The organism is Neobacillus massiliamazoniensis (assembly GCF_001048695.1).
Lineage (GTDB): Bacteria > Bacillota > Bacilli > Bacillales > Cytobacillaceae > Neobacillus > Neobacillus massiliamazoniensis.
This window is the reverse complement of the sequence record NZ_CVRB01000006.1, coordinates 68,154-82,776: the sequence shown is the minus strand read 5'-3', so window position 1 is coordinate 82,776 and position 14,623 is coordinate 68,154. Positions and strand designations below refer to the sequence as shown.

Below are 14,623 nucleotides of genomic sequence, written 5' to 3'. Positions count from 1 at the left end.
AAGGAAGTGTAATTATGCGTTATATTTGGCTTTCAATCATTGCAGCAGCCACTATTTTTTTGGTAAATATTATTGGTTTTGTTGATACGATGACCCATTCTGCAATGGGGTGCGGTAGCGGTTATCCACTTTGTAACGGAAAGATTTTCCCTGATTTTTCCGACTACCACTCTGTTATTGAATACACCCATCGAATGGTAGTAGGACTTTCTAGTATTCTCTTATTCATTGTATCTGCCGTCGCTTGGATCCGCTATAAAACGAAAACGATAAAAGTGCTTGTTGTTTTTGCTGTTTTGGGTATTTTGGGTGAATCGACTCTAGGTGCTTTGACGGTTATGATTTCGCTCTCTCCGGCACTTTTGGCGGCTCATCTCGGCATTGCCCTCATTTCCTTTGCAGCATTAGTGAATATGGCATATGTCATCTATCATGAAGAAAAGAAGATTAATTATGGTGGTAACATGTCACCATCCTTCACTTTCTTTTCTTGGTTTTCTTTTATAGTTCTATATATGGCGGTTTATTTTGGAGGGTATGTGGCTAAAACAGGATCTGGTGAAGCCTTCCGTGGTTTCCCTTTTCCAACTGAAAACTATGCAGAAGTTGGCCAAGCCTTTTGGATTGATGTTATCCATCGATCTTTTGCACTTGCATTAGTCATCATTGTTTTCTTCCTAGTTCGTATGGCAAGAAAAAATCGAGATGTGCGACCAGACATTTATCGTTTAAGTTTGTTAAGTTTTCTTTTGATTCTTTTACAAGGATTTAGTGGTGCCCTATTAATTTATACCCATTTAAGCTTAGGTGCAGTCCTTGTGCATATTTCCATTTTAACTTTGCTCGTTGGTGCATTAAGTATCATATGTGTTCAAAGTTCTATAAAAAAATCCTAAATGCTAAGTTTAGGATTTTTTTTTATCATTAGCTTCTATACTGAAAGGTCTTTAGGAAACTACTTTATAAAAGTACATACCTTTAACTTAAGCAAACCTTGATCAGAAGCCCATATTCCGTAATCCTAAAAAATCAACTTTCATGGTGCCTCTTTAAAAAATTCTCAACAATTTTGACGACAGTGTCTATTTCACAATCACGGCAAATGTGATGTTTGGAGCGGGGAAGATGATGCATTTCTTTTTCGATTGATGAAACAGTATGAAAAATCCATTGGGAACTTCTTGGATCTACAATTTCGTCCTTTTGACCATGAATGATACAAATTGGGATCGAAATATGCCGGAAAATCCTTTTTGCTTGTCGGACAATTTTTTGAAATTGAAAAAGATTATAAACAGGGATTGAGCGGATGAAGGGCTGATTTTTAGGGGATAGATGAACAGATACCGAACGTTTTTTTTCATTATGTTGAAAAAAACGTCCAAGCCTTGTTTTTAATACAGAAGGAGTAAGCACATATACCGGTGGAGATAGTAATACAAGGGTAGAGATTTCATAACGGGATGCCATAATTGAAGCAATCATGCTTCCCATTGAAAATCCAATCATATGAATCTTTTTATTTTCCTCGATTGCCTGTTTTACGATTTTTTCAATCATTGTTATCCAGTTTAAGGAAGTGATTTTCTCCATTTTCGCTTTATCCAAATTGTGTCCAGGTAATAGAGGAGTCATTACTTCGTAACCCTTTTTTTCTAAAGCGTATGCCAATGGTTCTACTTCCCAAGGGTTTCCAGCGAATCCGTGAATAATGATACATAATTCCTCGTTCATGAAAAAATCCTCCTGAAAAGATAATTGCAAAAATCGATGCTATTAATAGTCTGTCTTGATGAGGGCTTAATAATACATAGGTGATTTAGATCACTAATAAACTTCCTTAACTATTTGTCCATATAATGAACCAATTAGTCTCCACCAATATCTCAATTTGTTTTAAGATACTAGTAGAATCTTGTCATGTTTTGTTGTTTAATAGATAAGAAGAAGTAATAAAAGTAATATTCTTTCTTAGATATAAGGTATATGAAGGTTAAAAGCACTAATTGTCTAAATGCCATAGCTGGTGATAAAAAAATGGGTGATGAAAATGAAAAAATTAACTGTTATGCTCACAACTGACCTTTAAATCTGAGCTTGTTTGGAATAATTATAATTCACTTATTTTAGAACGGATCCATGATCCGTGTTTTAAACTCATACAGCTTGATACCTATTGTCTGATTCAAAGCCTGGATGAGTTTATCGTTTTTTAAATATTATAAATACTGCGGTTTCAAAGGCACACATAGTCATTCTTCAGCCTCTGCCTATTTGGAATCCAATGTGTCATAAAAATTAGAACATAAAACTCCATTTCTATTAACAGAGCACGGATGGTTCCAATTAAAGACATCATCTCTCTCATTAAAAATCGTTAAGAAAAGCAGAATGATTGGAGGTGCGGATATTGATCTTAGAGAGAAAAATATATAAGAAACGGGGTCTCATTGGTTATAATCCAAAGGAAGTTGAGGATAAGATCCAATCTTTACGGGACCTGAATCAAAGGGAGCAAGAGCGACTCGAGCAGGAAATTACCGCTGAAAGAGAAAAAAATAAGAGGTTAAAAGCCAAATTAGATGAATTTATAATGAAGTCATTTAAAAATATAGTGAGTGAGGAACTTACTCTAAAACTTAAGGATCAATTTTTTCAACACACAAAATCGATTTTAGAGTTGAAAGTTGAATTGCAAGAGAGAGAAAGTAAACTACAGGAACAATTAGAAAAAAAAATGGAGCAAAAGGAATTGGCACAAAAACAAATTCAAAATGCCCTCCAGTATTTAAATATCCAAAAAACTGAACTTAAGAAAGAGCTGATTAAGTAGATGAAACAACAACTATTTGGTTTACGAAAAGCTCACGTAAATAAATTACTAAAAAAAATGAAAATTGATTTCTCATCAAAAAATAACCAATTGGAAAGTGAGCTAGAGAGGATAATATCTGAGAATAAACAGCTAGAAAGAGAAATAGAAGATCGTACAAATGAAATTCCTGCTCAAATCGGCGATTTAGAGGTTTGGAAACTAGGGAATGAACGAATTGATCATGTCATTCACTACTTAGATGAGAAGAAAACAATTGAAATGGATGAGATACGAAAGATTTATAGCGAGAAAAGCCATCGAATTAGCGAACAAATTGAAGAATTAGAAAATGAAATTCAATTAGTGGAAAAATTGTTTTCAGACATGCTTAATCAATTTACCCATCTACTAGAAAATCCAGATACATACTTTTCTTCTGAGATGAAGGATTTTACTAATAATGAACCACAAATGGATAAGGACTTAGTTGAAATATCCTCTAATAACGAGGTTGCAGCTAGTACTGATTTGATAGAGCATGGTGAAACTGCTCAATCTTCTCATGTTGAAGAAGAACTCTAAAAAGCCCTTAGGCAAATTACGAATGGCTCTAATGAACAAGCAAGGAGAATCGCAAAAAAACACGATTTTCTTTTATACAATGCTTCGAAAAAATATGTTGAAGGTTTCAATATTATTAAAGGCTGAGAAAAGAAATGTCTTTCTAAGTCGTAGTCCGAAACCAAAAGACCGTACAGTGATTCAATCACACGTACGGTTTTTTGGTTTTTTCTTTATATAAGTCAAATAAATAGGGAATAATAACCACAATGTTTGAAACTCTAGTGGTTGAGGTGAACTGGATATGCCCTTCTTCATGGTGAACGATTGCAGACTCTTTTTTACGGTTCAGGGTCAAGGAACACCCATCCTTTTTATCCATCCTCCGGTACTTACTCATTTTAATTTCGAGTATCAAATAAAGGAATTGTCAAAAAAATTTCAGGTGATAACCTTCGATATTCGAGGTCATGGGAGAAGTTCTTTTTCGAAACAGTCTGTAACTTATCCTTTAATCGCAGAGGATATGAAGCAACTATTAGATCATCTAAAAATCCAAAAAACATATATTTGTGGTTATTCTATTGGAGGATCCGTTGCTCTTGAATTTTTACTGTCCTATCCTGATCGGGCATTGGGGGGAATCGTGATAAGTGGAATGTCTGAAGTAAATAATTGGTATTTGAAAAATAAAATTGCCCTTGCCATGTCCCTTGCCAAAATAAAAGCCCTTTCTGTATTAGCTGTTACTACATCTTGGTCGAATTCAAAAACTAGATCGTCATTTTGGAGAATGCTAAAGGAACAGCACAAGGGTGCAGTTCAAAATATGGAACAATATTATCGATATAGCTTGTCGTATAATTGTACAAATAAATTAGAAAAAATAAAAAATCCCGTTTTATTAGTATATGGACAAAAAGATCAACTCTTTCATCACTATGCCAAATTGATGCATGATAAATTACCCCAGAGTGAATTGAAAGGGATTCAACAAGTCAAACATCAAATTCCTACAAAGGCTGCCTTTGAAATAAACGATTTAATCAAGCAATTTATTTTTACTCACGAGGAAAAGTGGAATAAATAAAAATCCGTATTAGTGCTTTTACATTAAAGTGACATTTTCATCCTATATTTTGGTCAAAAAAATGCTAAAAGCAGTGTGATTGACTTCAGTTTCAAATCCACTGCTTTTATATTTGTGTTTTCGTATCAGGGTACTTCAAGAGAGAACGGTTTAGGTTAACTTTTCCTTTTTAAATAAAGCATTACCAAATTTGATTGAACCTTCCGATAACATTTTGTGTAGAAATGACACTTACGAAAGCATCGGAATCGATGGTTTCCACAATCTTTTTGAATTGAGGAAATTCACCTTCTACAATGACACAGAACAAAACTGTTTTGTCTTTATGTGTATAGCCACCATTGGCATTCCAAAAAGTAGTCCCGCGGTGCATTTTTTCGTTAATTACTTCACTTACTTCTTGCCCTTTTTCCGTAATAACCAATACCGATATTCTGTTAACATGGTTTAAGATAACATCATAGGTTTTCATGGAAGCGAATATAGAAATAATCGTATATAATGCGACTTCACTGCTGAAGATAAATCCCGAAATCACAATAATAACTAAGTTAATAATAAGACTCGCTTTTCCTACTGAAACATTTTTATATTTTGAAATCACCCTGGAAAGGATATCCAAACCACCTTGCGATCCACCCATCCGTAGGACGATTCCGCCACCGATGCTGCTGATAATCCCTCCGAAGATAGCACACAAAAGAATATTATCCGTCCAGATATGTTTAATCGGTATGATGTAGAGAAATAAGGATAATAAACTAATGGAAAAAATCGTATACAAACTAAACTTTTTACCTAAATGCTGATATCCAAGTATCATCAAAGGTATATTTAAAATAAAATAGAAAATACCAATATTAATAGGAAAGAAGTGATTAATAAACTGTGAAATACCTGTCAGACCGCCAGATAACAATTTCGCAGGAATGATGAGCATATTAAAAGCGAAAGCGGTAATAAACGTTCCGATTGCAATTACAAGCATATCTAATGATATAGGTCTAGATTTTTTTACTGGCATCTCCATAAATTGTTTTACCTCTTTTTTCTTTATTATCAAAACCTTTTCAATTGTAATACTTTTAAATCCTTAAATATGATAATCCATTTGATAGGTCGAATCAATCCCAAAATTAAATTTTTTCCACTGTTGTATTTTGCTCTATATAAGGACTACCCCATTTATTTGATTTTGGGGTTTTTCATATACTTAAACACTCTCAAGAATTGAAATACAAGTATTTTTCTCTATTACACAAGTGTTAATAGTGTAAAAGTAATATTTTACTAAATTTACGATAAAATGACAAACGTCACTATTCGACAAAAACATATCGTGGTAAACTTCGAAAAGATTATAAAATAAACACTTGAAAAGAGGAATTACTGTGAATTTTCCCCAATTAAAAATCGGACATATAACACCAAAAGTTCCCATTATGCAGGGAGGAATGGGTGTTGGAATATCACTAAGCAAACTTGCTTCAGCAGTAGCAAATGCAGGGGGAATTGGCATTATATCTGGTACAGGAATATCTGTTGATGAAATGCGCAGTCATATTAGACAAGCTAAAAGCGCTATCAAAGATTCTGGATACATTGGCGTCAATGTGTTATTTGCTATGAATGATTTTGCTGAAAAAATGAAAGCCGCTCTAGATGAAAAAGTAGATTTCATTATTTCTGGGGCAGGGATTTCAAGAGATATGTACTCATGGGGAAGACAAGCGGGTATACCGGTAATTTCCATCGTTTCTTCTGCGAAATTAGCTAAAATTTCTCAAAAACTCGGAGCAGCTGCCGTTGTAGTTGAAGGATTTGAAGCAGGCGGACATCTTGGAACAGATAGACCTATGTTTGATATTTTACCAGAAGTAGTCGAAGCAGTTTCCATACCTGTCATTGCTGCAGGTGGGATTATGACTGGTGAAGATATAGCAAAAGCCCTTGAAATGGGAGCATCTGGGGTACAAATGGGAACAAGGTTTGTCGCAAGTGTAGAGTGTGATGCTCCTTTGGCCTTTAAACAAAAATATGTCGATGCGAAAAAGGAAGATATTCTTTTAGTCAAAACGTCTGTCGGTCTACAAGGAAGAGCCATTGCCAATTCTTTTACTGATCTTATCACCGGTCCAAACAAAGTCAAAATTAATAATTGTCAAGATTGTCTCAAAAATTGTTCATACAAGTTTTGCACACTTGATTCTTTGTTTAAAACTGTTAATGGTGATGTAGAAAATGGCCTTGTTTTTGCGGGTGCAAGAGTCCATGAAGTAAAAGAAATTCTACCTGTCCAAAAAATCATTGACAATCTGTCAGCAGAATATATTGCGGCAATAAAACAGGATTCAATAGCTTTACCTTTGCATTAAAATATTGGGATTTGCCATATAAGATTAATTAGATAGATCTTGTTAATTTCATATTCTTTTTCTAAAAAGGGCTAGAGCCCTTTTTTTATTTTATTCTTCTTAACAGAAACTTAATAATTAAGTTTCATTATGAAATTATACAATTATGGGAGGGTTTAAAATGTTTGAATATGAATTAAAAAATGGTGTTACAAATCTCAAAACAAAATACGGTCTTTTATCTGTATCAAAAGAAGCTTCCGAAGGATATAAGCCAGTCGAATTATTGGTTTCATCTATCGTTGGATGTAGCGGCGGAATACTTAGTAAAGTGTTAGAAAAGAAAAGAATTACTGTAAATAACATTCGGATAAAAACTAATGTTGTAAGAAACGAACAGGAATCAAATAAAGTGACAAAAATAGATATTCATTTCATTATAGAGGGTGTGAATATTTCGGAAGAACAAATAAGGAAATCTCTTGAGGTAACAGTTAAAAATTGTGGAATGATTCAAACAGTTAAAGGCTGTGTCCAGATTAATGAGTCTTTTGAAATAATTTCGCATAATCAAGAATAGTAAAGTGACTTAATCAACAAAAGTGGTGTTAAGATGAACAATCGAGGAAAATCGATTCTAGTAGTTGATAATGATTTGGAAATGCGTACTCATATTAAGCTAGAACTCGAAGGCGCAGGTTTTCAAGTGTTAGAAGCAATAAATGGTACTGAAGCAAAGGATATTTTTTTAACGTATGACCCATGTTTTGTCATTATTGAGGTCGATTTAAATGACTTAAACGGTTTTGAACTTTGCAGCTGGATTCGAACAAAGCAGAAAAGTGAGATCCCTATTGTTTTTGTTTCAAGAATAACAAATGATGAAGATAAGATAAGAGGGTTAAAGATTGGTGCAGATGACTATATAACCAAGCCATTTAATTCGAGTGAACTAATAGTAAGAGTTGAAACAGTTTTAAGAAGAACCATCCATCGTTGTAACAAAATAACTTTTAGAGGCATTACTCTTAAGCCTTTAAAAGGGGAAGTTAAATATCAAGGAAATGTGATTGCATTAACTCTCCACGAATTTAAATTACTCTATTTCTTGATGAGACATCCAAATCAAACATTATCACGACTGCAGATATTGGATGAATTATATCCTACTGACCAAAAATTAGTTTCGGAGAGAACAGTTGATGTTCATATTCTAAAACTAAGAGAAAAGTTCAAAGCTCATATTGGTGATGATGAAATTATTGAAACTGTCCGTGGAATAGGATATCGTTTTATCGCATTTTAACCGTTACTTTGAAAGGTGTTTGTCATAAATGAGGAAACAAATCTTTTTGTTCATTCTATTTTTCGGGCTTCTATTTTGGGGGTATTATCATCATAAACCCAATCAACAAATAGCCATCCATAAAGAAAGCAAGATAGTAAAACCGAGCATTTCGGCAATAGAGCAAGATGCTGCTAAAATTGGACTCCAAAAGGGGAACATGGCTCCAGATTTTCAGTTAGCTAATACAGACGGAAGAACGATAAAGCTTTCTGATTATAGAGGTGAGAAAGTAATATTAAATTTTTGGGCAACTTGGTGTCCTCCATGTAAAACCGAAATGCCTTATTTTGAAAAGTTTTATGAAAATAACAAAGATAAAAATGTAATAGTATTGGCGGTTAATTTAACTAATCTTGAAAAAAATAAAAATAATATTCAACAGTTTATTCATAACAACCACTTATCCTTTCCTGTTTTATTAGATAGCAATGGTGAGGTTGCGAATTTATATCAAAATGTTACCATTCCAACCAGCTTTATAATTGATCCTACCGGGAGAATCGATCAAAAATTAGTTGGTCCTATCGATACAAAAACACTTGAGACTTTACTATCTAAAACGAACTAATTGTTAAACAGTACATTTTGAAATGGACATTTTAATTAAATTTTAACCAAAACAATTTACTATATTTGTTATAATGAAGACCTAATTTCCTAATTTATTTTATAGAAAGGGGTAAAGGATGTTAGATCTTATCTATCCACTTAATCCAATTGCACTTCATTTAGGTCCTATTGCAGTTCATTGGTACGGAGTTATTATCGGTTTTGGTGTTATTTTGGGGCTTTGGTTAGCGAATAAAGAAGGAAATAAGAGAAATATACCTTCTGGAACCATTTCTGATTTAATTATTTTAGCATTACCTATAGCATTAATTTGTGCAAGGACATATTATGTTCTTTTTGAATGGAGTTACTATAAAAGTCATCCGAGTGAAATTATTGCAATATGGCAGGGTGGAATTGCGATACATGGTGGAATTATTGGTGCAGTTTTAACCACTGTTTGGTTTTGTAAAAAAAGAAAAATATCGTTCTGGAAAATTGCAGATATTTTAGCCCCAAGCTTGTTGCTAGGTCAAGCAATTGGGCGATGGGGAAACTTTATGAACCAGGAAGCTCATGGTGGACCGGTGTCTAAAAGTTTTCTAGAATCTCTTCATTTACCTAACTTTATTATTAATCAAATGAATATTAATGGCGTATACTATCAGCCGACATTTTTATATGAATCAATTTGGAATCTAACTGGTGTTATCATTTTGATTTTACTAAGAAAATTTGATTATAGACGAGGCGAAATTTTTTTAACATATCTAATATGGTATTCAATTGGCAGATTTTTTGTCGAAGGGCTTCGCACGGATAGTTTAATGTTAACTTCGCATATTCGAATTGCTCAATTGATATCTATTGTATTTGTGATTGTTAGTTCCATCTTTGTTTGGTATCGAAGAAAGAAAGGATATGCACTTTTGAGTTCTGCTGCTGAATAAGTGGTCACTATCGTTACAAAAAAATAGTGTAAGCAAAATTCATTCAATTCCTTACTTCAACGACAGCTATTAACCATAAAAATGTAACAACAAATCAAGTTGGACATTAGAGAGCAGACGGCTAATATAACAGCCGTCTCCTTTAATATTCTCTGTATAGGATTAAGAATAAATAGAAAATTTTCAAAATTAAGAAAAATAATGTAATATAACGTCAAAATTAGTAATATCCTGCGGTTTCCCAGAAAATTATTTTTTAATTTTCTTGAAAAATTTCAACAAAAAATATTCAAGGTCAGCAACTATTATTTAACTAAACTTGCTCTAAATTGGGTAAAGCTAATAAAAGCACATCGAGGCTTGGTAAAAACTTAGTTTACCGAAAAGTTATTTTTTTCTGAGTTGTTCAAATTGAATTCGGAAAGAATTCCTAGGGTAGTTGGCAACTAAAAAGTTATTGCTAAAAATGATTTTATGGTTGGAGGTGGTAAAACATGAATCAAGCGGCGGACTCAGCATATGAATATGAGCGGTTGAAATCTCCTGCTTTGCAAATGACAATCATTATTCTTGGAGTGTTTATGGCCATTTTGGACACAAGTGTAGTCAATGTGGCGATCCCCAAAATGGAGGTTGCGCTGGGAGCAAGTACAGATCAAATTCAGTGGGTTGTTACAGCGTACATGCTCGTTCTGGGTATGTTAATACCAATTTCTGGGTGGTTAACTGACAAGTTGGGAGCGAAAAAACTTTTCCTTTATGCCTTAACCACATTCACCATTGGATCGGCATTATGTGGGCTTGCATGGAATCTTCAATCAATCATCATATTTCGTATTCTTCAAGCTCTTGGTGGAGCTTTGATGCAGCCAGTTGCTATGGCGATGCTTTTCCGTATATATCCACCTGAAAGACGGGGTACAGTTATGGGACTCTTCGGAATTGCCATGATGGCGGCACCGGCCTTTGGTCCTGCATTGAGTGGATATTTGGTGGAGTATTGGTCTTGGCGTTTCATTTTCTATATCAATGTCCCAATCGGAATTGTAGCCGTTATTCTTGGAGCGCTTATGATGCACGAATTTCCTCACGAAGCGAAAGGTAAGTTTGATTTATTGGGCTTTATCTTTACGGTCATCGGATTTGGAAGCCTATTATACGGGTTCAACATAGTCTCTTCCAAAGGGTGGACCTCAACAGAGGTTGAATCATTCCTTACTGTGGGAGTATTGTGTTTAATCATTTTGGTCATCGTCGAACTAAAAGTGAAGAATCCGATGATAAATCTGCAGGTGTTCAAAAGCTACCAGTTTAATATGAGTCTCATCCTTATTTCGGTTATTAGTATTTCGATGTTTGTCGGTGTTTTCTTTCTGCCGATCTATCTTCAAGATATTCGGGGATATTCAGCAATTCGCACAGGACTTTTTATGACACCAGCTGCTCTCGCCTCAGCAGTCCTTATGCCAATCAGCGGTCGATTATTCGACCGAATTGGGGCACGCCCATTAGGGATAATCGGACTTACAATTATTACAATTGCCACACTAGGATTTACTAATCTTGGATTGGAAACAAGTTCATCAACCATCCAGTGGTTATACATTTTGCGTAATACGGGAGTGTCTATTGCCATGATGCCAATCATGACAGCAGGTATGAACGCTATTCCATTGGAATTAACTAGTCAAGGTACAGCGATGAACAACACTATGCGGCAAGTTGCGTCTTCATTTGGGACTACAATCCTTACGACATATATGACAACGCAATCGAAAATTGAGGCTGCCCATTTGTCGTGGCAAGTTACTTCTACCTCACAGTCAGGTCAATACTTGATGAAGATTCAACAATTCATGCAGGCACACGGCATGTCAATATCCCAATCTAAACTGGTTGCCCTAACCATGATGAATGGAAAGATTCAACAAAAATCATTTGTCTCCGGGATGAACGATGCATTTATGTTAACAGCTTTTTTAACAATGTTCGGGATTATTCTTGTCTTTTTTTTAAAAGGGAAAAAACAGGAGAAAGTAGAGGAGCTTAAAAAGCCACATGAAGCGGTAACAGATTAAACAATAGTTAACAAATATTGAGGGAGATCACACTAATACATTCGTGTAAAAACCAAATGGAGTGACTTTTTTATGAAAGAATCTAAACGGTTGATATTCTTTAATGTTTTAATCATTCTGATTGTTGTTATCGCAGGATTTGCAGGTTATTACTATTATAACCAATCATTACTTTACATAAAGACGGATGATGCCCAGGTCACTGGGCAGCAAATTGTCATTTCAGCTCCGACTGCAGGTAAGCTTGTATCCTGGAAAGGACAAACGAGCACAAAATTCAATTCAGGAGATATTGTTGGGCAAGTATCAAATGGGACTCAACTTATTGATATTCCCATTCCGCAAAACGGGACCATCGTTCAAAACAATACGGCGACAAACGAATATGTAGGACCAGGTACACCCCTGGCTTATGCTTACGACATGAACAAACTATACGTGTCTGCAAACATTGCAGAAACACAGATCCGGTATGTTAAAGTTGGCAATACTGTTGACGTTTACGTGGATGCAATACCTGGAACTACTGTAACAGGTACAGTAAGTTTCATTGGGCTGGCTACAGCCTCAACATTATCTTTGATGCCTACATCAAGTACGGATGCCAATTATACAAAGGTTACACAAGTCATCCCGGTTACAATCGAATTGAAAGGTATACCAGAAGGACTCGCGCCTGGTATGAACGTAACCGTTCGCATTCACAAATGAAGATTGATAAATTAGGTAAATTCATTCAAGAATTAAAAAAGACACTAGAATATTTAGTGTCTTTTTCGTTTTTTTGGGCAACTTAATAAAGAGTCTCATCAGAAAAAATTATTACCTTATATTATTTACAGATTTCCCCAACATTAAGAGGTGAAAGATTTATGAATTGTCCGCAATGTTCCTATTCAAATCCAGAAGGTGTAAAGTACTGCTTAAACTGTGGCAATAGATTTATCAATGACAATTCCCAACAGGAACAAAACAGTCATTTTTACGAGTTTGCACAATATGTGGACATGGTACCTAGTAGCCATCGGTCAGTTGAACCTAAATTTCGGAATATATTCTCGAGGGTTTTCAGGAGACATAGTGATCTTGAGGCTGAAAGGCTTTTCATCGTTGGTACAGCGCTTACCACGCCCAGTATTGAGGAAGTTAAGGATACATGGCCAAAACCTTGGCTCTTTGCAAGGGTATTCCTCATTGTTTTAATCGCATATTTGGGATTTTACTTGGGTGTAAGTTTATTCGGTAATATTAATTTTATACCAGGTCTTATCATAGTCGGATCATTTGCTGTTCCATTTTCGACGCTGATGTTCTTTTGGGAAATGAACGCCCCTCAGAATATCGCCATGTACAAAATCGTTTATGTAGTATTAATCGGCGGGATTCTCTCAATGTTAGTGGCGTTGGTGTTTTATGATATCCTGAGGAATAACATAAATCCAATCACGATTGGGATCGTTGAGGAATTGTCAAAAGTTATAACCGTAATTTATTTCGTACGGCACAAAAAATACAAATATGTCCTTAATGGACTTTTGTTGGGCGCTGCAGTAGGATCCGGTTTCGCGGCCTTTGAAACCGCAGGTTATGCTTTAAGGGCACTCCTTTCCGGAAACTTCCAAACCCTTATGTTCACCATCCTGGTGCGCAGTTTTTTTGCTCCCGGCGGACATATCGCTTGGGCTGCGTTAACAGGGGCGGCAATTTGCATGGTAAAAGGGGACAAAAAATTTGAGTTCAATATGTTGCTCAAACCTAAATTCGTCCGTACATTTATTTTTGTCGTTTTGATGCATGCCCTATGGGACTCACGCTTAGTAGGAGCTTTACCATTAGGACAATTCATTTTGATGGTTATATCCTGGATTTTCGTATTCCGAACAATCCGTTTTGGATTAAAGGAAATCGCGGAAAAGAAGTGGGAGTTAACCAACTATCAAGAGCCAAGACCATCATATGAATAGTATAAAAAATAGATCGAGAGCAAGCGATTGAGTCCGAATTTAGGACTCTTTTTTTGTTAATTTTATTATAGTGTAATTTACCGATTTTCCCTTGCGCACGCCATCTTTCTGCATAATATAATGTACAACATTAGTATGTAAAGGGGGTGAATACTTGGGAGAAAAAAAAGTATCAAATTCATCTTCAAATAACTCCTGTCACTCTTATGAACCTTTTATCAGTCCCAACCCTATAACTTCATTTAATCCCGTTCAACGCTTTCCAAAAATTGATAAAACAGCAATTGTTAGTCAGTTTTCCAGTGTTATAGGTGATGTTTACATTAAAAATAATGTTTATGTCGCACCTAATGTAAGTATACGTGCAGATGAAGGAACCCCTTTTTATATTGGCTCAAATACAAATCTCCAGGACGGAGTAATTTTACATGGTTTATTAAATAAAAGAATTTCTGTTGGTAGAAAATATTATTCGATATTCATTGGAAATGAAGTGACAATTGCTCAGGGTACTCTTGTCCACGGTCCTTGTTATGTTGGAGACAAAGTATTTGTTGGATTTAAGTCCATAGTTTATAACGCAATAGTTGGCAGAGGTACATTTATTGCAAATAATGCAGTAGTAACAAATGGTGTACGAATTCCACCGAATAGGTTCGTACCACCTGGAGCCAATATTGATTCTCAAGAAAAAGCGGATGCACTTTCGCTTGTACCAAAGGATAATAAGGAATTTGCACATGAAGTTCAACGAGTCAATCAGGAATTCCCATCATCTTATCACCTACTATTTGGAAAAAATCGGTGTTCGTGCGGATTTGCTTATAACTAGGATATATGAAACGAATGAAGGAAAGAGAAAAAATAGGCTGTGTTAAGGGTCCATGTTAATTTTTGAAAATATATTGATTGGA

The 14,623-nt window shown here is 35.0% G+C and carries 16 protein-coding genes; 13 read left to right on the top strand and 3 right to left on the bottom strand.

The window, feature by feature from the left end; translation table 11 throughout:
- Nucleotides 1-14: 14 nt before the first annotated feature.
- The gene (locus BN1082_RS24250) at nucleotides 15-896 is read left to right on the top strand and encodes a COX15/CtaA family protein (protein WP_090639400.1); all 882 of its coding nucleotides are present in this window, start codon (nucleotides 15-17) and stop codon (nucleotides 894-896) included.
- A 133-nt stretch (nucleotides 897-1,029) separates the two neighbouring features.
- On the opposite strand, the gene BN1082_RS24245 is transcribed toward BN1082_RS24250, so the two are convergent.
- Nucleotides 1,030-1,734, bottom strand: a complete 705-nt coding sequence (locus tag BN1082_RS24245; RefSeq protein ID WP_090639399.1) for an alpha/beta hydrolase — start codon at nucleotides 1,732-1,734, stop codon at nucleotides 1,030-1,032.
- A gap of 676 nt (nucleotides 1,735-2,410) precedes the next feature.
- On the opposite strand from BN1082_RS24245, the gene BN1082_RS24240 reads away from it, so the two are divergent.
- Both BN1082_RS24240 and BN1082_RS24235 read left to right on the top strand, forming a co-directional pair.
- Entirely contained in the window at nucleotides 2,411-2,833 is a 423-nt protein-coding gene (locus tag BN1082_RS24240) for a hypothetical protein (RefSeq protein WP_090639397.1), read from the top strand.
- A complete protein-coding gene (locus BN1082_RS24235) occupies nucleotides 2,834-3,397 on the top strand; it encodes an LXG domain-containing protein (RefSeq protein WP_090639395.1) in 564 nt (187 codons plus the stop codon).
- A 184-nt stretch (nucleotides 3,398-3,581) separates the two neighbouring features.
- On the opposite strand, the gene BN1082_RS27895 is transcribed toward BN1082_RS24235, so the two are convergent.
- Entirely contained in the window at nucleotides 3,582-3,734 is a 153-nt protein-coding gene (locus BN1082_RS27895) for a hypothetical protein (protein WP_176699930.1), read from the bottom strand.
- Here BN1082_RS27895 and BN1082_RS24230 point away from each other — a divergent pair.
- Nucleotides 3,681-4,466 (top strand): alpha/beta fold hydrolase, encoded by a 786-nt coding sequence (locus BN1082_RS24230; RefSeq protein WP_090639392.1) that lies wholly within the window; start codon nucleotides 3,681-3,683, stop codon nucleotides 4,464-4,466. The two genes, BN1082_RS27895 and BN1082_RS24230, sit on opposite strands and share 54 nt — an antisense overlap.
- A 181-nt stretch (nucleotides 4,467-4,647) precedes the next feature.
- On the opposite strand, the gene BN1082_RS24225 is transcribed toward BN1082_RS24230, so the two are convergent.
- Nucleotides 4,648-5,490, bottom strand: coding sequence for a YitT family protein (locus tag BN1082_RS24225; RefSeq protein ID WP_176699937.1), 843 nt, complete (start codon nucleotides 5,488-5,490; stop codon nucleotides 4,648-4,650).
- Between the two features lie 349 nt (nucleotides 5,491-5,839).
- On the opposite strand from BN1082_RS24225, the gene BN1082_RS24220 reads away from it, so the two are divergent.
- The 9 genes from BN1082_RS24220 to BN1082_RS24180 all read left to right on the top strand — a co-directional run bounded on the left by BN1082_RS24220 (nucleotide 5,840) and on the right by BN1082_RS24180 (nucleotide 14,541).
- Nucleotides 5,840-6,841 (top strand): NAD(P)H-dependent flavin oxidoreductase, encoded by a 1,002-nt coding sequence (locus tag BN1082_RS24220; protein ID WP_176699936.1) that lies wholly within the window; start codon nucleotides 5,840-5,842, stop codon nucleotides 6,839-6,841.
- A gap of 160 nt (nucleotides 6,842-7,001) precedes the next feature.
- Complete coding sequence (locus tag BN1082_RS24215; protein WP_090639385.1) at nucleotides 7,002-7,400, top strand: OsmC family protein; 399 nt, start codon at nucleotides 7,002-7,004, stop codon at nucleotides 7,398-7,400.
- A 33-nt stretch (nucleotides 7,401-7,433) separates the two neighbouring features.
- Nucleotides 7,434-8,126 (top strand): response regulator transcription factor, encoded by a 693-nt coding sequence (locus BN1082_RS24210; protein WP_090639383.1) that lies wholly within the window; start codon nucleotides 7,434-7,436, stop codon nucleotides 8,124-8,126.
- Between the two features lie 46 nt (nucleotides 8,127-8,172).
- A complete protein-coding gene (locus BN1082_RS24205; RefSeq protein ID WP_176699935.1) occupies nucleotides 8,173-8,736 on the top strand; it encodes a peroxiredoxin family protein in 564 nt (187 codons plus the stop codon).
- A 118-nt stretch (nucleotides 8,737-8,854) separates the two neighbouring features.
- Nucleotides 8,855-9,667 (top strand): prolipoprotein diacylglyceryl transferase, encoded by an 813-nt coding sequence (gene lgt / locus BN1082_RS24200; RefSeq protein WP_090639378.1) that lies wholly within the window; start codon nucleotides 8,855-8,857, stop codon nucleotides 9,665-9,667.
- A 494-nt stretch (nucleotides 9,668-10,161) separates the two neighbouring features.
- On the top strand, nucleotides 10,162-11,745 hold the full coding sequence (locus BN1082_RS24195; RefSeq protein ID WP_090639375.1) for a DHA2 family efflux MFS transporter permease subunit: 1,584 nt from the start codon (nucleotides 10,162-10,164) through the stop codon (nucleotides 11,743-11,745).
- 72 nt (nucleotides 11,746-11,817) lie between these two features.
- Entirely contained in the window at nucleotides 11,818-12,456 is a 639-nt protein-coding gene (locus tag BN1082_RS24190; protein WP_090639371.1) for an HlyD family secretion protein, read from the top strand.
- Between the two features lie 161 nt (nucleotides 12,457-12,617).
- Entirely contained in the window at nucleotides 12,618-13,709 is a 1,092-nt protein-coding gene (locus tag BN1082_RS24185) for a PrsW family glutamic-type intramembrane protease (protein WP_090639369.1), read from the top strand.
- A 154-nt stretch (nucleotides 13,710-13,863) separates the two neighbouring features.
- A complete protein-coding gene (locus BN1082_RS24180) occupies nucleotides 13,864-14,541 on the top strand; it encodes an LbetaH domain-containing protein (RefSeq protein WP_090639367.1) in 678 nt (225 codons plus the stop codon).
- The last annotated feature ends 82 nt before the right edge of the window (nucleotides 14,542-14,623 follow it).

Coding starts and splice junctions, on each gene's coding strand:
- BN1082_RS24250 (WP_090639400.1), top strand. CDS start 15: ATGCGTTATATTTGGCTTTCAATCATTGCAGCAGCCACTATTTTTTTG.
- BN1082_RS24245 (WP_090639399.1), bottom strand. CDS start 1,734: ATGAACGAGGAATTATGTATCATTATTCACGGATTCGCTGGAAACCCT.
- BN1082_RS24235 (WP_090639395.1), top strand. CDS start 2,834: ATGAAACAACAACTATTTGGTTTACGAAAAGCTCACGTAAATAAATTA.
- BN1082_RS24230 (WP_090639392.1), top strand. CDS start 3,681: ATGCCCTTCTTCATGGTGAACGATTGCAGACTCTTTTTTACGGTTCAG.
- BN1082_RS24225 (WP_176699937.1), bottom strand. CDS start 5,490: ATGCCAGTAAAAAAATCTAGACCTATATCATTAGATATGCTTGTAATT.
- BN1082_RS24215 (WP_090639385.1), top strand. CDS start 7,002: ATGTTTGAATATGAATTAAAAAATGGTGTTACAAATCTCAAAACAAAA.
- BN1082_RS24210 (WP_090639383.1), top strand. CDS start 7,434: ATGAACAATCGAGGAAAATCGATTCTAGTAGTTGATAATGATTTGGAA.
- lgt (WP_090639378.1), top strand. CDS start 8,855: ATGTTAGATCTTATCTATCCACTTAATCCAATTGCACTTCATTTAGGT.
- BN1082_RS24195 (WP_090639375.1), top strand. CDS start 10,162: ATGAATCAAGCGGCGGACTCAGCATATGAATATGAGCGGTTGAAATCT.
- BN1082_RS24190 (WP_090639371.1), top strand. CDS start 11,818: ATGAAAGAATCTAAACGGTTGATATTCTTTAATGTTTTAATCATTCTG.
- BN1082_RS24185 (WP_090639369.1), top strand. CDS start 12,618: ATGAATTGTCCGCAATGTTCCTATTCAAATCCAGAAGGTGTAAAGTAC.